The organism is Pseudomonas sp. EB271-G4-1 (genome assembly GCF_058791355.1).
The window spans coordinates 129,243-147,532 of sequence record NZ_JBYTEO010000003.1; the positions used below are offsets into that span (position 1 = coordinate 129,243).

Below are 18,290 nucleotides of genomic sequence, written 5' to 3' on the forward strand. Positions count from 1 at the left end.
TCACGGAATGAGAACTCGCGTCTTTTATCAGCGCGTATTAGTCCCGGGCGGCGCAGTCAGCTTGCGCGTCGCTCGGCGGAATCCTTTCCTGCGTCTTGAAGAATCGGCCAATATTCAGTGTTCTTTAATCCAAAGGAGGCAAAATGATGTCAACGTTACCGGCCCTGGGATTTGCCGGAATCGGCCTGATGGGCCTGCCGATGTGCCGGCGTTTGCTCGCCGCGGGGTATCCGCTGGCGGTGTGGAACCGCAATCCGGCCAAGTGCGCGCCGCTGGTTGAAGCCGGGGCACGCCAGGTCGCCACGCCTGCCGAGTTGTGCCAGCACGCCGAGGTGGTCATGTTGTGCCTGGCGGATACCGCGGTGGTTCGTGAGGTGGTTTTCGGCAAGTCGGGCATTGTCGAAGGGGCGACAAAGGATCAATTGCTGGTGGATTTTTCCAGCCTGGAGCCCACGGCGACCCGCGAGATGGCGACAGAGCTCGGCAAAACAGGCATGGGCTGGCTGGATGCGCCGGTGTCCGGTGGTGTGGTGGGTGCCGAAGCGGGTAGCCTGGCGATCATGGTCGGCGGCACCGTGGCACACCTTGAGCGGGTCAAACCGGTCTTGTTGAGTCTCGGCCAGCGTGTGACGCACATGGGCGCCGTGGGCGCAGGGCAGGTGACCAAGGCCTGCAACCAGATGATCGTTGCCTGCAACGCACTGGTCATCGCCGAAGTGGTGGCTTTGGCGGAGCGCTCCGGGGTCGACGCCAGTCGGATCGCCGAAGCACTGGCCGGCGGGTTTGCCGATTCCAGGCCGTTGCAGTTCCTGGCTCCGCAAATGGCCGAGAGCCGTTTCGAACCGGTCAAATGGCACGTGCGGACCTTGCTCAAGGATCTGGACGGTGCGGTGAAATTTTCCCGCGAACAGGGTTCGGCGACGCCGATCAGTGGCTTGGCCGCGCAATTGATGCGCCTGCACGGGGGGCAGGGTTTCCTGGAGAAGGACCCGTCTACGTTAGTGCAGATGTACCGTGAGCCAGACCCAGGCGCCTGACGCTGTACGAATGCTTGCGCTGGTTGATTTCGTTCAGCACCGGTTGCAGTTCGGTCAAAGGTATCGGGCGGCTGAGCAGGTAGCCCTGGACGAAATCGCAGCCGTGGCATTCGAGAAACTGGTACTGCTCGAAGGTTTCTACGCCTTCGGTAACCACCTCCAGATGCAGGGTGTGGGCCATGACGATAATGGCCTGGACGATCTCCATGTCCTGGGTGGATTTCGGAATGTCCTGGATGAATGAACGGTCGATCTTCAGCGTGTTCAGCGGTAAGCGCTTGAGGTAAGCCAGGGATGAATAACCGGTGCCGAAGTCATCGATCGACAACGAAACGCCGAGGGCGCGTATCTGCTGCAGCAGCACCAGCGTCTCGGCAATGTTGCCCATCAGAGCGCTTTCGGTGACCTCCAGCTCCAGTCGATGGGGCTCCACCCCGGCGCTGCGCAATGCCAGTGAGATTTCGTCGCTCAATTCTTCGCGTGCCAGGGTCAGGGGTGAGCAATTGATCGCAATCTTCAAGTGCCCGCAGCCCTGGCGCGCCAGCTCGCCCAGGTCGGCACAAGCCTTGCGCAGTACCCAATTATCCAGCTCGGTAATCAGCCCATTGGCCTCCGCTATGCCAATGAAGCGGTCCGGCGTGAGGAATCCGTGGACGGGGTGTTGCCAGCGGATCAACGCTTCAAGCTTGCTGACCTGGTCGGTCTTGAGGTCAAGGATCGGTTGATAATAGAGCATCAGGCCGGTGTCTTCGCGCAGGGCGTGGCGCAGCTCTTCCTCCATTTGCAGTTCGAGCATGGCGCGTGCCTTGAGGTTGGCACTGAAGAAATTCAGGCCGTTACGGCCACCATCCTTGGATTGATAGAGCGCCAGGTCGGCGTTTTTCAGCAGTTCTTCACAGGTCTTGCCGTCTTCGGGAAATACGCTGATGCCGATGCTGGTGGTCATGACCATGCGCCGCCCGGACAGCTCGATGGGTTCCTTCATTTTCAGCATGATGCGCTGGGCCATCTGTCGCGCCTCATCACGGTCATGCAGGTCGATGAGAATGCAGAATTCGTCGCCGCCAAAACGTGCTACCACATCGTCATGACTGCGCACTGAACTTTTGATGTGCCGGGCGAGCACCTTGAGCAATTCATCGCCGGCATCGTGGCCGAGGCTGTCGTTGATACGCTTGAAATGGTCGATGTCGAGGAACAGGACGGCGAGCATGCCGCCTGCGTGAGTGCGCTCCAGGAGCTTTTCGGCGAAGAGCTGGTTGAACCCGCGACGGTTGAGCAGGTTGGTCAGGGCATCATAGTGAGCCACCTGTTGCAGGGACATGCGCGCCTGGTCCAGTTGGGTGAGTAGCGAATTCACCCGCAGCAGATCGCGATCCTTGTGCTGCAGCTTCTTGTCAGCCAATGCCGCACTGATGCAGCTGCCTATTATCAGTAGCGTCATGACGGCTACCGTCAGGCCCAATTGCAGATGGTTATTTTCGCCTGGCTGGGTTAATTGGCTGCCAGTTGGCAGGGCCAGGTCGAAGGCGACCATGCCGGTGAAATGCAGGCTCATGATGCCTGCGCCCAGTACCAGGCTGGCGGCGCATTTGCGCAGTTGGTGAAAAATACCCAAGCCATTACGCAGGTAGCTCGCCAGCAGCAGTGCCGCAAGACTGGCTCCGATGGCGATCATGATCGAAAGGATGAACAGCCCCGGATGGTAGTAGGCCGTGGCTTGCGAGCGCATGGCGGCCATGCCCACGTAGTGCATGGTGGCGATGCCCAGGCCAATGATGATCGACGCCTTGCAGCATTGTCGAAAACTCAGGGTAGGCAAGCTGAGGGTGTGCATCGCCAGCCACGACGCACACAGGGCGATCAGTAGCGACAAGAGTGTGATGGGCAAATGATAATGAACGTCGATCGGCGCCTGGAACGCCAACATGCCAATGAAGTGCATGGCCCAGATTCCGCCGGCCAGGCATCCGGCGCCGATCCAGCGCCAGAGGCGTTGGGACGCTGGTTTTTGCGCATGATTGATCCGTTCGGCCATATCCAGCGTGGCAAAACAGCTGGCGCAGGCGACCAGATACGCCAGCAGCACCAGAAAAGGGTCATGTACACATTGGAGTATGACCTGTCCGCTTTCTGCTAGCACTGTAGTGAAATGCAGACCAAGCCACTCCATTAGCATGCCCCGTGTTTGTCTCCCTGGCCGACGTTATCAACGCTGGCGAATGTCTTGGAGTATAGAGGCCATGGATTGAACGCAAGCGATGGTGGCACATTGTCTACCAATGATTTTGGAATGGACCTTAGTTCGTTTGGAAATAAAATGTTGCCTGGGCCGCGTCTGTCCCCATGGGCGGATATCAGCTTTACGAATAATTACAGACAGTCCCGGCCTGCCTGACTAGATTGCAGGTTCCGGGCTCGGATGCACTGGCAGTGAAGCCCCCATAACAATAAAAGAGACGGACCCATGCAGAACTCGACCCAAGCGGCGAATGCCTGGCGCATTCTGTTCCTGCTGTTCCTGGCCAACCTGTTCAACTTCTTCGACCGCACGATCCCAGCCATCATCATTGAGCCGATCCGCATGGAGTGGCAGCTCAGCGACTTTCAACTGGGGATCATCGGTACTGCCTTCACTATTGTCTACGCGATCGCCGGCCTGCCACTGGGACGAATGGCCGATACCGGCTCGCGCAGCAAGTTAATGGGGTGGGGCCTGGCGGCTTGGAGCGGCCTGACCGCCGTCAACGGCATGGTCGGCAGCTTCTGGAGTTTCCTGATCGTGCGCATGGGCATCGGCATCGGTGAAGCCAGTTACGCACCGGCCGCCAACTCGCTGATCGGCGACTTGTTCCCGGCGCATCGCCGGGCGCGGGCCATGGGTATATTCATGCTCGGACTGCCGTTGGGCTTGTTGCTGGCGTTCTTCACCATCGGCGCGATGGTCAAGGCTTTCGACAGCTGGCGTGCTCCATTCTTTATTGCCGCAGTACCGGGACTGATCCTGGCGATCTTCATGTTTTTCATCAAGGAACCGAAACGCGGCGCGGCTGAAAGCGTGCAGGTGTCGCAGGAGAAGATTGATCGACCGATTCGCCGGGTGCTGGCGGTGCCGACATTCCTGTGGCTGGTAATGGCTGGACTTTGTTTCAACTTCGCCACCTATGCCTGTAACTCGTTCCTTGTGCCAATGCTGCAGCGTTATTTCCTGATGCCGTTGCAGGAGGCTGCGGTGGCGACCGGGGTGATCGTCGGCGTGACAGGGTTGTTCGGACTGACACTGGGCGGTTGGGTGGCGGACAAGATCCACCAGCGCGTCGCCAACGGTCGCCTGCTGTTCGCCGCGTTCAGCCTGATCATTTCAACGCTGTGCACGGCGTGGGCGCTGCATTCTGGGCGAATAGAGATCGGCGTATTCGTGGCGGTGTTCAGCCTGGGTTGGTTGTTTGCCTATAACTTTTATACCTGCGTCTACACGGCGATTCAGGACGTGGTCGAGCCGCGGTTGCGGGCGACGGCCATGGCGCTGTTCTTTGCCGGGTTGTACTTGCTGGGTGGTGGTCTTGGACCGGTCGTGGTGGGCGCGTTGTCCGATCACTTTGCCCACACGGCGATGCTCTCGGCCGGTGCCGGGCAGATGACCGAGGCGTTCAAGGCGGTCGGCCTGCATGACGCGATGTACCTGATTCCGGTGGCGCTGTTTTTCACCATGGTGTTTCTGGTGTTGGCGTCGCGGTGTTTTGTGAAAGATGCCAAGCGGATGAAGGACGGGTTGGTGGCGGTGGTTGAGCCGGTGGGTTCTGCGGCGACTGCGTAGCCACTTGCGTTGATCGCTCCCACGCGCAGCAAAGGAATGCAGCCCGGGACGCTTCGCGTCCCTTTCGAGAGCTGGAACGCGGAGCGTCCCTTGAGGTATTCCCACGCAGAGCGTGGGAACGATCAGGCCCGCATCGCTGCGGGCCTGATCGTTCAAGCGGTGGAGCAGGGGGGGCTTAACCCGCCACCAACACCCGGATCGCTTCCAGTCGCAGCGCAGCCTTGTCGAGCATCGCCAGGCCTTGTTCGCGTTGCTTGCGCAAGGCAACCAGTTCGCTGTCACGAACGGTCGGGTTGACCGCTTGCAGCGCGGTCAGGCGTGCCAGTTCTTCTTCGGTATCGGCGGCCAGGCGGCGTTGCGCCTCTGCCACACGTTCGGCGTGACGTGGGTAGATCTTGTCCTCGCCAGCGTTGATCCGTGGCGTCAACTGATCGCGCTGGGCCTGGATGAACTTGTTGGCGCTGGCGCGCGGCACGCTTTCCAGTTGATCGTTCAAGGTCTCGAACGACACCCGGGCCGACAGGTCGTTGCCATTGGCATCGAGCAGGCAGCGCAGGGCGGCCGGCGGCAGGTAGCGGCCCAGTTGCAGTGAGCGCGGGGCAACCACTTCACTGACGTAGAGCAGTTCCAGCAACACGGTGCCAGGTTTCAGCGCCTTGTTCTTGATCAGCGCCACGGCGGTGTTGCCCATGGAGCCGGACAGCACCAGGTCCATGCCGCCCTGGACCATCGGGTGCTCCCAGGTGATGAACTGCATGTCTTCGCGAGACAGCGCCTGGTTGCGGTCGTAGGTGATGGTCACGCCTTCGTCGTCGCCCAGCGGGAAACTGGCGTCGAGCATTTTTTCGCTCGGCTTGAGGATCAGGGCGTTTTCCGAATGGTCTTCGCTGTCGATGCCGAATGCATCGAACAGGGTTTCCATGTAGATCGGCAGGGCGAACTGATCGTCTTGCTCAAGAATCGCTTCGACCAGCGCATCGCCTTCGCCAGCGCCACCGGAATTGAGTTCCAGCAAGCGGTCACGGCCGGTGTGCAGTTCGGCTTCCAGGCGTTCGCGCTCGGCACGGGCTTCGTCGATCAGCGCTTGCCACTCGCCATCGTCGGCTTCTTCGAGCAGCGGCAGCAGGCGCGGGCCAAACTGATGCTGCAGGGCGTTGCCGGTCGGGCAGGTATTGAGGAACGCGTTCAGGGCTTCGTGGTACCACTGGAACAGGCGCTCTTGCGGGCTGGTTTCCAGGTACGGCACGTGCAGTTCGATCGTGTGCTTCTGGCCGATCCGGTCCAGACGGCCGATACGTTGTTCAAGCAGGTCCGGGTGCGATGGCAGATCGAACAGCACCAGGTGATGGGAGAACTGGAAGTTGCGGCCTTCACTGCCGATTTCCGAGCAGATCAGCACTTGCGCGCCAAACTCTTCGTCGGCGAAGTAGGCGGCGGCGCGGTCCCGCTCGAGGATGTTCATGCCCTCGTGGAACACCGTGGCCGGGATGCCGGAACGCACGCGCAACGCGTCTTCCAGGTCCATGGCGGTTTCGGCATGGGCGCAGATCACCAGCACCTTGGTGCGCTTGAGCATTTTCAACTGGTCGATCAGCCACTCGACACGCGGGTCGAATTTCCACCAGCGCTCTTCTTCGCTAGCGTCCGGCTGGGCCTGGAAGCTGACTTCCGGGTACAGCTCGGCGTGATCGCCCAGTGGCAGTTCAAGGTATTCGTCCGGGCACGGCAGCGGGTAAGGATGCAGTTTGCGCTCCGGGAAACCCTGGACCGCCGCTCGGGTATTACGGAACAGCACGCGGCCGGTGCCGTGGCGGTCCAGCAGTTCGCGCACCAGGCGGGCGCTGGCTTCGGTGTCGCCATCGTTGACGGCGGTCAGCAGGGCTTCGCCTTCGTTACCGAGGAAGCCGTGAATTGTTTCATGGGCTTTCGGCGACAGGCGACCTTTTTCCAGCAGTTCCTGAACGGCCTCGGCCACCGGGCGATAGTTTTCGCTCTCGGCGCGGAAGGCGGCCAGGTCGTGGAAGCGGTTCGGATCGAGCAGGCGCAAACGCGCGAAGTGACTGTCCTGGCCCAACTGTTCCGGGGTTGCGGTCAACAGCAAGACGCCCGGGATCGTTTCAGCAAGTTGCTCGACCAGAGAGTATTCAGGGCTGACCTGATCTTCGTGCCACACCAGGTGATGTGCTTCGTCGACCACCAGCAAGTCCCAACCGGCTGCGAACAGCGCGTCCTGGGCTTTCTCGTCGTCGACCAACCACTCCAGGGCCACCAGGGCGAGCTGGGTGTCCTCGAACGGGTTGGAGGCATCGCTTTCGATGAAGCGTTCTTCGTCGAACAGCGCGACCTGCAGGTTGAAGCGACGGCGCATCTCTACCAGCCACTGGTGCTGGAGGTTTTCCGGTACCAGGATCAGCACGCGATTGGCGCGGCCCGAGAGCAATTGGCGATGGATCACCAGGCCGGCTTCAATGGTTTTGCCCAGGCCTACTTCGTCTGCCAGCAACACCCGTGGCGCAATCCGGTCGGCCACTTCGCGGGCGATGTGCAGCTGGTGCGCGATCGGTTGCGCACGCACGCCACCCAGGCCCCACAGCGACGACTGCAGTTGGCGGCTGGTGTGTTCCAGAGTGTGATAGCGCAGGGCGAACCAGGCCAGGGGGTCGATCTGCCCGGCGAACAGACGGTCGCTGGCGAGACGGAACTGGATGAAGTTCGACAGTTGGGTTTCCGGCAGGGTGACTACTTCGTTCTGCGCGTTGAGGCCGTGATAGACCAGCAGGCCATCGATGTCGTCGACTTCGCGAACGGTCAGTTTCCAGCCTTCGAAGTGAGTGATGGTGTCACCCGGCGAAAACCGTACACGTGTGAGGGGCGCATTCCGTAGCGCGTACTGGCGAGTGTCGCCAGTGGCCGGGTAGAGCACGGTCAGCAAGCGGCCGTCCTGTGCCAGAACGGTGCCCAAACCCAGCTCCGCTTCGCTGTCACTGATCCAGCGTTGCCCCGGTTGATACTGCTGCGCCATGCTGCCTGACTCCCACCTTGAAAAAGCGGGCTATCTTAACGGAATCAGGTCTCCAGACCAAAGGAATACCTGTGCGGGAACTGCCTTGGGCTACGATCCTTTGATCTTGCCAGGCTGAAGAAATCGTAGCCTGTGGCAGTTCTTGTCGTGCCGATAGACACACAGTTTGCGACCGATGGCTCAAGTCGCCGTCGCCGCGGCCGACAGCCTGCAGACAGGAGACCGAAAAAATATGCTGCCACCGATGCTCCCCTTGAGTGCCGTGCCGATCACTTCCCAGCACGACCCGGTCCGCCCGCGCCCGGACATCGCGCCCGTCGTGCCGATGCAGGAAAGCGCCAGCGACAGCAACATCGACCTGCAACATCGTGATCCAGAAGAGGCCGCCCTGCTGCTGCGCGAGGAGCAGCGGCGCAAGCAAGAGCAGCAAAGGCGCCGCCGTGAGGCCGATGAAGACCCTGAGGCGCACCTGGCGATCCCGGGTAACGAACTCAATGCCGACAACACCGTGCCGGTGGCCCCGTTGATGGAAGGCCAGCCTCGCCAGGGACTGTGGGTCGATATCGAGATTTGAGCCGGTGGCTGGTCAGCGCCGTCGCCAGACCGCATTATTGGCACAATCCCGCCGATACCTGCGGCAATTGAATTTCATTTCAAGCGATGCACTGACGCCATGAGCCAAGATGACAAGCTGATCGACCTTAATGCCGAACGCGCCAAGCGTGTCCACGATCTCAACGACAAGCGCCTGAATGAAGTGCGCCAGGCGTTCGAGCAGGCCATGCCGTTGGGCAAGGCGAAGAAAAAGCCGAAGAACAAACCGAAAAAGCGTTGAATCCCCCTGCATCGATTGATGCAGGTCAGTTTTTCCCTCCTTCTATGCCCGGTCCCGGGCAACATTGATCCCGGTCAATATTCTCTCCTGCCCAAATGGTTACCTTGGCTCCATCGCAACAGGGCAACTGCAGGAGACGCGTCATGTTTTTCGACAACGTGGTGATCGCCGGAGTGCTGACCGTCAGCCTCATGTTGGTGTTTTTTGCAGGGTTCGGATTCTTTATCTGGAAAGACTCGCACAAGCGCAAAAAACCGTAGGTCTTTCTGGATGCAATGAGCACGCAAGGCATTTTGGGCAACTTCGGTTGCCCTTTTTTTTGTCTGCGATTCCTGTCGAGACGTAGCAAGCCCAATGTGGGAGCGAGCCTGCTCGCGAAGACGGAGGTCGTCGCAATGAAAATGGCGACAGGTTAGTCGCTTTCGCGAGCAGGCTCGCTCCCACATTGGAACAGTGGTGATTGAACGAAAGCAGCGGTAATAAAAAAAGGCGCGGTCCTCACGGAGCGCGCCTTTTTTCGTACGACTGCGTATCAGCTACCCAGTGCCTTCGACGCCAGCCAGAACAGGCCGGCCGACAGGGCGACCGTGGCTGGCAGGGTCAATACCCAGGCCAGCAGGATGGTCTTGACGGTGCCGCCTTGCAGGCCGCTTTTGTTGGCGACCATGGTGCCGGCCACGCCCGAGGACAGGACGTGGGTGGTGGACACTGGCAGGCTGAAGATGTTGGCCATGCCGATCAGGCTCGCCGTGGTGATCTGCGCCGACATGCCTTGGGAATAGGTCATGCCTTGCTTGCCGATCTTCTCGCCGATGGTCAGTACCACGCGTTTCCAGCCAACCATGGTACCCAGGCCCAAGGCCAGGGCGACCGCCAGAATGACCCAGAACGGAGCGTATTCGGTGGTGGTGGTCAGGTCCTTGCGCAGCTTGTCGAGGTCAGCCTTTTCACGGGCGCCCAGGATTGGCAACTTGCTGACCTTCTTCGCCGTGTCGTCCAGGCACAGCAGGTAACGGCGTACTTCGATGCGGCTTTCCGACGACAGCGAGTGGTAGTCAGAGACACCTTTGAGGGTGCCAAGCAGAGCGTCGATGGTCGGTTCGGTCTGCTGCGGGTTGCAGCGGAATTTCTCCGGCAGATCGCCTTCGACGCTTTTGCCCAGGGCCAGGAACTCGCCCAGTGAGTCGGCATTGCGCTTGTAGAACTGGCTCAAGTGCAAGGTGGCATCGCGGGTACGTTCGATCTGGTAGGTGGTGCTGTTCAGGTCGAGCACGAATTGCGCCGGTACGATACCGATCAGCACCAGCATGATCAGGCCGATACCTTTCTGGCCATCGTTGGAACCGTGCACGAAGCTCACGGCCATGGCGGAGATCACCAGCACCAGGCGGTTCCAGAACGGCGGGTGTTTCTTGTCGTCGATCTTGCGGCGCTGTTCCGGCGTCTTGTGCATCTTCGACAGCGGACGCCACCATTTAAGGCCGATCAAAATCAGCGCGGCAATCAGGAAGCCTGCCATCGGCGAGAACACCAGCGACATGGCGATATCGATCGCCTTCTGCCAGTTCACCCCGTCGGCCAACGCAATATCGTTGATCAAGGCATTGGCCAGGCCTACGCCGAGGATCGAACCGATCAGCGTGTGGGAGCTGGAGGCCGGGATACCGAAGTACCAAGTGCCCAGGTTCCAGGTGATGGCCGCCGCGAGCAGCGAGAAAACCATTGCCAGGCCGTGGCCGGTGTTCACGTTGATCAGCAGTTCAACCGGTAGCAGGTGAACAATGGCATACGCCACGCCCACGCCACCGAGCAATACGCCGAGGAAATTGAACACACCCGAAAAGAACACCGCCAGATGTGGGGGCATGGCTTTGGTGTAGATAACAGTGGCTACCGCGTTAGCGGTGTCATGAAATCCATTGATGAACTCGAAGGCGAGGACAAAAGCCAGGGCGAGCAAGAGGCTCACAAGCACCCAAGCATCCAGTCCGCTGAATAAATCGATCATGAAGGTTTTCTGACCCGGTCATAAGGGGGCGCGATTATGCCAGAAAAGACTGGAAATCGATGCACTTGCTGCTCATCGGTAACATTCTTCAACGAATTATTTTGCAACGGTGCCGATAACCCCCGTGAATTACAGGGTTTTGCAAGTGATTGAATTTCTTTGAGAAGCCCGCAGGCACAGGGGTTTGCCTCACCTGAAGGGGTGTGAGCATGCTTGTATGAAATTTCTGAAAAAAGGGTCAGATTCGAGCCTTCGACCTCGTCCGGTGGGCAAGGCGGCCGCTGCCCGCTCGTAGCGGGCGCAAAAGGCAATATCTATACATTCCGCTTTTAACGGATGTAACGCAGACCCGGCAGGCATTCAAGCCCAGGCCTTCATGGCTCCTCGGCTTTGAGTTCCTTTTCCATTTTTTCCAGTTCTTGCTTGAAAACCTGATCCTGAACGGTGGCGCGTTTGCGCCATGGCTTGCGTTCCGGTTCTGGCTGGGCGGCGTAGGTGGTGACTTCCCCGCCGTAAACTTCCTTGTAACGTTGTTCCTGGCGCTCAAGTTCCGCGCGCAGTTCGTCTTTTGTCACGGTGCTACCTGATTGAGATGAGATGAGTTCTGGTGAAACGCACTGCACCTGATGTATTGACCGCACGCATCGAATGCAAAAAGCCTTTGCAGGCATCGCGTTTACGACAGGGCGATCATTACTTCCATGTTGCAGGCGGCCACGGCACCAGAGATAAACAGCTGACGTAGCATCAGATCCTGTTTCAGCGAGCGCGTTGGCGCGATGCGGATGCAGTCGGCGTCAGGTGCTTGCTGTGGAGAGCGGCGATGGAACATCGCGCCACCGGGTAGCGGTATCGGCCAATAAAAATCCGAATGGCTACTGAACTACATTATAGCGAGCGATTTACAGAACACTATCACGAGAGAGTTAAAAGTGGATCTTGATGTGTGATTGTTTTTTACCCATAACCGTAACTGGCAACTAGGGCATAGGAGGATGCCACACTACGGTGATGTCTTTCTGACGTCATTAAGTCGCACAACTTAAGACAGTTACATTGCGTCATGAAGTCTGCAGCGCTTGCACAAAAAAACTTGTATCGATGGCCGCATGGCCGATTGCGTCGTGAGCAGCATTGGTTGCGATTATCGCGCAATGGTTCGATAATCGCCCGATGTTACCGAGCCGGGCTTGTATACCCTGCACCCAGTGCCCTGTAATAGCTCGTCGATCCGTCCGGGAAAAGGACCTTGTATGAACGATCAACTGCGCAACTCCTTCGCTTCGGTGGCACCGCCGATCGTCGCTTCACCCGCCAAGCGCATCCAGGCCCTGACCGGTGATCCGGATTTCATGACCTCGCTGGCGCGTGGACTGGCCGTGGTGCAAGCCTTCCAGGAGCGCAAGCGGCACTTGACCATTGCGCAGATCAGCCATCGTACGGAAATTCCCCGCGCCGCCGTGCGACGTTGCCTGCACACGCTGATCAAACTCGGTTATGCCACGACCGATGGCCGAACGTATTCGTTGTTGCCCAAAGTCCTGACCCTGGGCCATGCCTATGTGTCCTCGACGCCGCTGGCGGTTTCTGCGCAACCCTACCTGGACCGCATGAGCGAGCAACTCCACGAGGCCTGCAACATGGCTACCCTGGAAGGCGATGACATTTTATATATCGCGCGTTCGGCGACCACCCAGCGCCTGATTTCGGTCGACCTTTCGGTGGGCGGGCGCCTGCCGGCCTATTGCACGTCGATGGGCAGGATCCTGCTCGCCGCCCTCGATGACAGTTCATTGCGCGAGTATCTCGACCACGCCGACCTGCAAGCCAAGACCAGTCGAACCATTCATACCCCCCAAGCCTTGCTCGAATGCCTGCAGGAAGTACGTCAGCAGGGATGGTGCATCGTCGATCAAGAGCTCGAGCAGGGGCTACGTTCGATCGCCGTCCCGGTATACGACGCTTCCGGCCAGGTGGTCGCGGCTCTCAACGTCAGTACCCACGCCGGTCGGGTTAGCCGCAGCGAGCTCGAGCAGCGTTTCCTGCCCGGCCTGCTGAGTGCCAGTCGTGACCTCAGTACCCAGCTGTTTTCCTAAGCTGTTCGATAATCGCACAGACTCGCGTTTGACGAATTGACGCTCTTTCCCTTGCCTCATTAATGTCGCGCCAGCGCCACCCGGCGCTGGCGATCTCGATCCGGCTCCGGACGACGACCCCATAATAATGAGAAGAGGCACCCATGCGCACATTCCCTGACTGTCGCCGTTCTCCCCGGTTATTTTGCCGGAGCTCGATCACCTGATCCCGGCTCCCCCTTTCTCGTGACAGCCTCGTTAGAGGTTGATATCTGTTCGACTGCGTTCTTTGCGTGGAAAAAAATAATGAACCAGCCCCAGTCTGCTGTAGGTAACTGCCTCGACGTGCAGTCCTTCATCAATGCCCAACCCATTTCGCGCTATCAGTGGCGAGTGGTGATCCTGTGTTTCCTGATTGTCTTCCTCGATGGTCTCGATACGGCGGCGATGGGCTTCATCGCGCCCGCCCTGTCCCAGGATTGGGGTATCGATCGCGCCAGCCTTGGCCCGGTGATGAGTGCGGCGCTGATCGGCATGGTCTTCGGGGCGTTGGGCTCCGGGCCGCTGGCTGACCGGTTTGGGCGAAAGGTCGTTCTGGTCGGGGCTGTGCTGCTGTTCGGTGCCTTCAGCCTGGCTTCGGCCTACAGCACCAACGTCGACCAGTTGCTGGTATTGCGCTTCCTGACCGGCCTCGGCTTGGGCGCGGGCATGCCCAACGCCACGACCCTGTTGTCGGAGTACACCCCGGAGCGCAAGAAATCCCTGCTGGTGACCAGCATGTTCTGCGGCTTCAACCTGGGCATGGCCGGTGGCGGATTCATTTCGGCCAAGCTGATCCCCGCGTTCGGCTGGCATAGCTTGCTGTTGATCGGCGGGATCCTGCCGTTGATCCTCGGCGTCGTGTTGCTGATCTGGCTACCGGAATCGGCGCGTTTTCTGGTCGTGCGTAATCGCGGCACCGACAAAGTACGCAAGACGCTGGCACCCATCGACCCGAAGGTGGTGGCCCAGGCATCGAGCTTCAGCGTGCCGGAACAGAAAACCGTGAAGGCGCGCAACGTGTTTGCCGTGATCTTCTCCGGCACCTACAGCGTCGGCACCTTGCTGCTATGGCTGACCTACTTCATGGGCCTGGTGATCGTTTACCTGCTGACCAGCTGGCTGCCGACCCTGATGCGCGACAGCGGTGCGAGCATGGAGCAGGCCGCGTTCATAGGCGCGCTGTTCCAGTTCGGCGGGGTGTTGAGCGCGGTGGGCGTTGGCTGGGCCATGGATCGCTTCAATCCGCACAAGGTCATCGGTACTTTCTATCTGTTGGCCGGGGTGTTTGCCTACGCGGTAGGGCAGAGCCTGGGCAATATCACCTTACTGGCGACCCTGGTGTTGGTGGCGGGCATGTGTGTCAACGGTGCGCAATCGGCGATGCCTTCGCTGGCGGCGCGGTTTTATCCGACTCAAGGGCGTGCCACCGGGGTGTCATGGATGCTCGGGATTGGCCGCTTCGGCGCGATCCTCGGTGCATGGATGGGCGCGACACTGCTGGGACTGGGCTGGAATTTCGAGCAAGTGCTGACGGCACTGGTGATTCCGGCGGCTTTGGCGACTGCGGCAGTGGTGATCAAGGGTGTGGTCAGTCATGCGGATGCGACCTGACATTTTACCTTGATCGTTCCTGCGCTCTGCGTCCGCTTCGGCAGGGACGCGGAGCGTCCCGGGCTGCATTCCCACGCAGAGCGTGGGAACGATCATAGGCAAGACAAAACGGTAGCCTGACAACAATGTGTTCGATAAACGAACACTCAGTCGATTATCGGATTGTTTGGTGTGGGGCACGCGCTTAATCTTTAACCACTCCGGCGCTGCGCATCGGCGCCTTTTTATCAGTTGGTTAATAACAAACGGGAGCCTGCCCCGATGGCTGAAATTCTTTCGCTGCACGACGCGGTAAAGCAATTCGTGAACGACGGCGATACGGTCGCACTCGAAGGCTTTACCCATCTGATCCCGACAGCGGCGGGTCACGAACTCATTCGCCAGGGCAAGAAAGACCTGACCCTGGTGCGGATGACCCCCGACCTGATCTACGACCAGTTGATCGGTGCCGGTTGTGCGCGCAAGCTGATTTTCTCCTGGGGCGGCAACCCGGGTGTCGGTTCGTTGCATCGTCTGCGTGACGCCGTCGAGAAGCAGTGGCCCCACGCCCTGGAAATTGAAGAACACAGTCACGCCGACCTGGCTAACGCCTATGTTGCCGGCGCTTCCGGGCTGCCGTTCGCGGTGCTGCGTGCCTACGCCGGTTCCGACCTGCCGAAAGTCAACCCACTGATCAAGTCCGTCACCTGCCCGTTCACCGGTGAAGTGCTCGCCGCCGTGCCTTCGGTACGCCCGGATATCACCGTGATTCACGCGCAAAAAGCCGACCGCAAGGGCAACGTGCTGTTGTGGGGCATTCTCGGCGTGCAGAAAGAAGCCGCGCTGGCTGCCAAGCGCTGCATCGTCACCGTTGAGGAAATCGTCGACGACCTGAACGCACCGATGAACTCCTGTGTCCTGCCCACCTGGGCCCTGAGCGCGGTTTGCCACGTCCCTGGTGGCGCGCATCCGTCCTACGCCCATGGTTACAACGAGCGGGACAACCGTTTCTACCAGGCCTGGGACCCGATTGCCCGCGACCGTGAAACCTTCACTGCATGGATCAACGAGTACATCCATGGCAGCGCTGACTTCAGCGAGTTCCAGGCCAAACTGGCCGCCGCTTCGGAGGCGAAGTAATGACTTACACCACCAATGAAATGATGACCGTGGCTGCCGCCCGCAGGCTGAAGAACGGTTCTGTGTGCTTCGTGGGTATCGGCCTGCCGTCGAAAGCGGCCAACCTGGCGCGCCTGACGTCCTCGCCGGACGTGGTCCTGATCTACGAATCGGGCCCAATCGGCGCCAAGCCGAGCGTACTGCCACTGTCGATCGGTGATGGTGAACTGGCGGAAACCGCTGATACCGTGGTCCCGACCGGTGAGATTTTCCGCTACTGGCTGCAGGGCGGGCGTATCGACGTCGGTTTCCTCGGCGCTGCGCAAGTCGACCGTTTCGGCAACATCAACACCACCGTGGTCGGTGATTACCATGCACCGAAAGTGCGTCTGCCGGGTGCCGGTGGCGCGCCGGAGATTGCTGGTTCCGCCAAGAGCGTGCTGATCATTCTCAAGCAGTCGTCGCGTTCGTTCGTCGACAAACTCGATTTCATCACTTCGGTCGGCCATGGCGAGGGTGGTGATTCACGCAAGCGTCTGGGCCTGCCGGGCGCCGGTCCAGTGGGAATCATTACCGACTTGTGCATCATGGAGCCGGAAGCCGGCACCCACGAGTTCGTGGTCACCGCACTGCACCCGGGCGTGACCCGCGAGCAAGTGGTCGCGGCGACCGGTTGGCCGATCCGCTTTGCCGATAGCGTCGACACCACTGCCGAGCCGACCGAAGTCGAGCTGACCGCGCTGCGTGATCTGGAAGCCCGCACCGCAGCCGCCCACGGCCAAACCCCAGGAGAAGCATGATGCGTGAAGTTTATATCTGCGACGCGATTCGTACCCCCATCGGCCGTTTCGGCGGAGGCTTGTCGGCGGTTCGCGCCGACGACCTGGCCGCCGTGCCGATCAAGGCCTTGATGGAGCGCAACCCGTCGGTGGACTGGAATGCAGTGGACGAGGTGTTCCTCGGCTGTGCCAACCAGGCCGGTGAAGACAACCGCAACGTGGCGCGCATGGCGCTGCTGTTGGCGGGTCTGCCGGAAACCATTCCCGGCGTGACCCTTAATCGCCTGTGCGCTTCGGGCATGGATGCCATCGGTACCGCGTTCCGCGCCATCGCCAGTGGCGAAATGGAGCTGGCGATTGCGGGTGGCGTCGAATCGATGTCCCGCGCGCCGTTCGTGATGGGCAAGGCGGACGCCGCGTTCTCGCGCAACATGAAGCTGGAAGACACTACCATTGGCTGGCGCTTCATCAACCCGTTGATGAAGGCCCAGTACGGTGTGGATGCGATGCCGCAGACCGCCGACAACGTCGCCGACGATTATCAAGTGTCCCGTGAAGATCAGGACGCTTTCGCCCTGCGCAGCCAGCAACGCACCGCTGCCGCGCAAGCCGCGGGCTTTTTCGCCGAAGAAATCGTCGAAGTGCGCATTGCCCACAAGAAGGGTGAAACAGTGGTCAGCCAGGATGAGCATCCGCGCGCCGACACGTCCCTGGAAACCCTGGCCAAACTCAAACCGGTCAATGGCCCGGACAAAACCGTCACCGCCGGCAACGCTTCCGGTGTGAACGACGGCGCGGCGGCCTTGATCCTGGCCTCGGCCGAAGCGGTGAAAAAGCACGGTCTGACCGCTCGCGCCAAAGTATTGGGCATGGCCAGCGCCGGTGTTGCACCTCGGGTGATGGGTATTGGCCCGGTGCCAGCGGTGCGCAAGTTGACCGAACGCCTGGGTGTGGCGGTCAGCGATTTCGACGTCATCGAACTCAACGAAGCGTTCGCCAGCCAAGGCCTGGCGGTACTGCGTGAACTGGGGCTGGCGGACGACGCACCTCAAGTCAACCCGAACGGTGGTGCCATTGCCTTGGGGCATCCGTTGGGCATGAGCGGTGCACGACTGGTTTTGACAGCCCTGCATCAGCTGGAAAAAAACGGTGGCAAAAAAGGTCTGGCGACCATGTGCGTCGGTGTCGGCCAGGGTCTGGCCCTGGCGATCGAGCGCGTCTGACGCGCTCGAAAAGACTTATAAGAACTGAGGAATGTTTCATGACTGACAAGCCTGGTTACCGTCGCCCGCAGGAAGGCACCCAGCCTGCCTACCTGCACCCGACCTATCAATCCACCAACCTGCGCTCGCCGTCCAAGCCGCTAGTGTTCTTGCCGCACTCGTTGTCGGAAATCACCGGTCCTACCGTGGGTGCCGAGCGCATCAACGAGAAGGACAACGACCTGACCGCCCAGCACGAAGGGCAGCCTCAGGGTGAGCGCATCATCATCCACGGCCGTGTGCTGGATGAAAACGGTCTGCCGGTGCCGGGGATCCTGGTGGAGATCTGGCAAGCCAACGCCGCAGGACGCTACAACCATCCCCGGGACCTGCACGATGCACCGCTGGACCCGAACTTCACCGGCACCGGCCGTACCGTGACCGATGCCGATGGCTGGTACCAGTTCCAGACCATCAAGCCCGGCGCGTATCCATGGGGTAACCACCACAACGCCTGGCGTCCGGCGCACATCCATTTCTCGCTGTTCGGGCCGAGCATCCTGACGCGCCTGGTCACGCAGATGTATTTCCCCGGGGACCCGCTGCTGGCGTACGACCCGATCTACAACTGCGTGCCCGATACCAGTGCCAAGGAGCGTTTGATCGCCAGTTTCGATCTGGAAAAAACCATCCCTTCCTACGCCCTCGGTTATCGCTGGGACATCGTATTGCGTGGCCGCGACGCCACGCCGATGGAGAAATAA

16 protein-coding genes are annotated in these 18,290 nt (G+C 60.1%); 11 read left to right on the forward strand and 5 right to left on the reverse strand.

From position 1 onward, the window contains the following. Window positions 1–143 precede the first annotated feature (143 nt). On the forward strand, window positions 144–1,037 hold the full coding sequence (locus AC3WWR_RS02595) for an NAD(P)-dependent oxidoreductase (protein ID WP_492598434.1): 894 nt from the start codon (window positions 144–146) through the stop codon (window positions 1,035–1,037). Here AC3WWR_RS02595 and AC3WWR_RS02600 read toward each other — a convergent pair. Continuing rightward, a complete protein-coding gene (locus AC3WWR_RS02600) occupies window positions 994–3,210 on the reverse strand; it encodes a putative bifunctional diguanylate cyclase/phosphodiesterase (RefSeq protein ID WP_492598435.1) in 2,217 nt (738 codons plus the stop codon). The two genes, AC3WWR_RS02595 and AC3WWR_RS02600, sit on opposite strands and share 44 nt — an antisense overlap. A 294-nt stretch (window positions 3,211–3,504) precedes the next feature. Between AC3WWR_RS02600 and AC3WWR_RS02605 the strand changes: the two genes are divergently transcribed. Next, window positions 3,505–4,854 (forward strand): spinster family MFS transporter, encoded by a 1,350-nt coding sequence (locus AC3WWR_RS02605; protein WP_020798331.1) that lies wholly within the window; start codon window positions 3,505–3,507, stop codon window positions 4,852–4,854. 175 nt (window positions 4,855–5,029) lie between these two features. Here the strand turns inward: AC3WWR_RS02605 and rapA are convergent, their stop codons facing one another. After that, window positions 5,030–7,876: an RNA polymerase-associated protein RapA gene (rapA, locus tag AC3WWR_RS02610; protein WP_020798332.1), complete on the reverse strand. Its 2,847-nt coding sequence runs from the start codon at window positions 7,874–7,876 to the stop codon at window positions 5,030–5,032. Window positions 7,877–8,108: 232 nt separating this feature from the next. On the opposite strand from rapA, the gene AC3WWR_RS02615 reads away from it, so the two are divergent. From AC3WWR_RS02615 to ccoM, 3 genes are all read left to right on the forward strand, one after another. After that, window positions 8,109–8,450: an aspartate-semialdehyde dehydrogenase gene (locus AC3WWR_RS02615; RefSeq protein WP_168757357.1), complete on the forward strand. Its 342-nt coding sequence runs from the start codon at window positions 8,109–8,111 to the stop codon at window positions 8,448–8,450. 99 nt (window positions 8,451–8,549) lie between these two features. Continuing rightward, window positions 8,550–8,711 (forward strand): hypothetical protein, encoded by a 162-nt coding sequence (locus AC3WWR_RS02620; protein WP_008016476.1) that lies wholly within the window; start codon window positions 8,550–8,552, stop codon window positions 8,709–8,711. A 143-nt stretch (window positions 8,712–8,854) separates the two neighbouring features. Then, complete coding sequence (gene ccoM / locus AC3WWR_RS02625; RefSeq protein ID WP_008056860.1) at window positions 8,855–8,971, forward strand: cytochrome c oxidase subunit CcoM; 117 nt, start codon at window positions 8,855–8,857, stop codon at window positions 8,969–8,971. Window positions 8,972–9,243: 272 nt separating this feature from the next. Here ccoM and AC3WWR_RS02630 read toward each other — a convergent pair whose 3' ends face one another. The 3 genes from AC3WWR_RS02630 to AC3WWR_RS02640 form a co-directional block, all read right to left on the reverse strand. Continuing rightward, window positions 9,244–10,719: an inorganic phosphate transporter gene (locus AC3WWR_RS02630; RefSeq protein WP_020798335.1), complete on the reverse strand. Its 1,476-nt coding sequence runs from the start codon at window positions 10,717–10,719 to the stop codon at window positions 9,244–9,246. Between the two features lie 374 nt (window positions 10,720–11,093). Continuing rightward, window positions 11,094–11,294 (reverse strand): hypothetical protein, encoded by a 201-nt coding sequence (locus AC3WWR_RS02635; protein ID WP_008056863.1) that lies wholly within the window; start codon window positions 11,292–11,294, stop codon window positions 11,094–11,096. Between the two features lie 101 nt (window positions 11,295–11,395). Then, window positions 11,396–11,551 carry a hypothetical protein gene (locus AC3WWR_RS02640; protein ID WP_020798337.1) on the reverse strand — a complete coding sequence of 52 codons (156 nt, stop codon included), beginning with the start codon at window positions 11,549–11,551 and terminating at the stop codon, window positions 11,396–11,398. Between the two features lie 421 nt (window positions 11,552–11,972). Here AC3WWR_RS02640 and pcaR point away from each other — a divergent pair, with 421 nt between their 5' ends. The 6 genes from pcaR (at window position 11,973) to pcaH (ending at window position 18,290) form a co-directional block, all read left to right on the forward strand. Then, window positions 11,973–12,815 (forward strand): pca regulon transcriptional regulator PcaR, encoded by an 843-nt coding sequence (pcaR, locus tag AC3WWR_RS02645; protein ID WP_020798338.1) that lies wholly within the window; start codon window positions 11,973–11,975, stop codon window positions 12,813–12,815. A 285-nt stretch (window positions 12,816–13,100) separates the two neighbouring features. Continuing rightward, window positions 13,101–14,447, forward strand: a complete 1,347-nt coding sequence (pcaK, locus tag AC3WWR_RS02650) for a 4-hydroxybenzoate transporter PcaK (protein ID WP_020798339.1) — start codon at window positions 13,101–13,103, stop codon at window positions 14,445–14,447. A 261-nt stretch (window positions 14,448–14,708) separates the two neighbouring features. Next, entirely contained in the window at window positions 14,709–15,566 is an 858-nt protein-coding gene (locus AC3WWR_RS02655; RefSeq protein WP_168757358.1) for a CoA transferase subunit A, read from the forward strand. Then, window positions 15,566–16,345, forward strand: coding sequence for a CoA-transferase subunit beta (locus AC3WWR_RS02660; RefSeq protein WP_110748929.1), 780 nt, complete (start codon window positions 15,566–15,568; stop codon window positions 16,343–16,345). The genes AC3WWR_RS02655 and AC3WWR_RS02660 overlap by 1 nt, the downstream gene beginning before the upstream one ends. Then, entirely contained in the window at window positions 16,342–17,547 is a 1,206-nt protein-coding gene (gene pcaF, locus AC3WWR_RS02665) for a 3-oxoadipyl-CoA thiolase (RefSeq protein WP_020798342.1), read from the forward strand. The genes AC3WWR_RS02660 and pcaF overlap by 4 nt, the downstream gene beginning before the upstream one ends. A 38-nt stretch (window positions 17,548–17,585) precedes the next feature. After that, entirely contained in the window at window positions 17,586–18,290 is a 705-nt protein-coding gene (gene pcaH, locus AC3WWR_RS02670) for a protocatechuate 3,4-dioxygenase subunit beta (RefSeq protein WP_033043621.1), read from the forward strand.

Coding starts and splice junctions, on each gene's coding strand:
- AC3WWR_RS02660 (WP_110748929.1), top strand. CDS start 15,566: ATGACTTACACCACCAATGAAATGATGACCGTGGCTGCCGCCCGCAGG.
- AC3WWR_RS02605 (WP_020798331.1), top strand. CDS start 3,505: ATGCAGAACTCGACCCAAGCGGCGAATGCCTGGCGCATTCTGTTCCTG.
- pcaR (WP_020798338.1), top strand. CDS start 11,973: ATGAACGATCAACTGCGCAACTCCTTCGCTTCGGTGGCACCGCCGATC.
- AC3WWR_RS02600 (WP_492598435.1), bottom strand. CDS start 3,210: ATGGAGTGGCTTGGTCTGCATTTCACTACAGTGCTAGCAGAAAGCGGA.
- rapA (WP_020798332.1), bottom strand. CDS start 7,876: ATGGCGCAGCAGTATCAACCGGGGCAACGCTGGATCAGTGACAGCGAA.
- AC3WWR_RS02615 (WP_168757357.1), top strand. CDS start 8,109: ATGCTGCCACCGATGCTCCCCTTGAGTGCCGTGCCGATCACTTCCCAG.
- AC3WWR_RS02630 (WP_020798335.1), bottom strand. CDS start 10,719: ATGATCGATTTATTCAGCGGACTGGATGCTTGGGTGCTTGTGAGCCTC.
- AC3WWR_RS02640 (WP_020798337.1), bottom strand. CDS start 11,551: ATGTTCCATCGCCGCTCTCCACAGCAAGCACCTGACGCCGACTGCATC.
- pcaF (WP_020798342.1), top strand. CDS start 16,342: ATGATGCGTGAAGTTTATATCTGCGACGCGATTCGTACCCCCATCGGC.
- AC3WWR_RS02620 (WP_008016476.1), top strand. CDS start 8,550: ATGAGCCAAGATGACAAGCTGATCGACCTTAATGCCGAACGCGCCAAG.
- AC3WWR_RS02595 (WP_492598434.1), top strand. CDS start 144: ATGATGTCAACGTTACCGGCCCTGGGATTTGCCGGAATCGGCCTGATG.
- pcaK (WP_020798339.1), top strand. CDS start 13,101: ATGAACCAGCCCCAGTCTGCTGTAGGTAACTGCCTCGACGTGCAGTCC.
- ccoM (WP_008056860.1), top strand. CDS start 8,855: ATGTTTTTCGACAACGTGGTGATCGCCGGAGTGCTGACCGTCAGCCTC.
- AC3WWR_RS02655 (WP_168757358.1), top strand. CDS start 14,709: ATGGCTGAAATTCTTTCGCTGCACGACGCGGTAAAGCAATTCGTGAAC.
- pcaH (WP_033043621.1), top strand. CDS start 17,586: ATGACTGACAAGCCTGGTTACCGTCGCCCGCAGGAAGGCACCCAGCCT.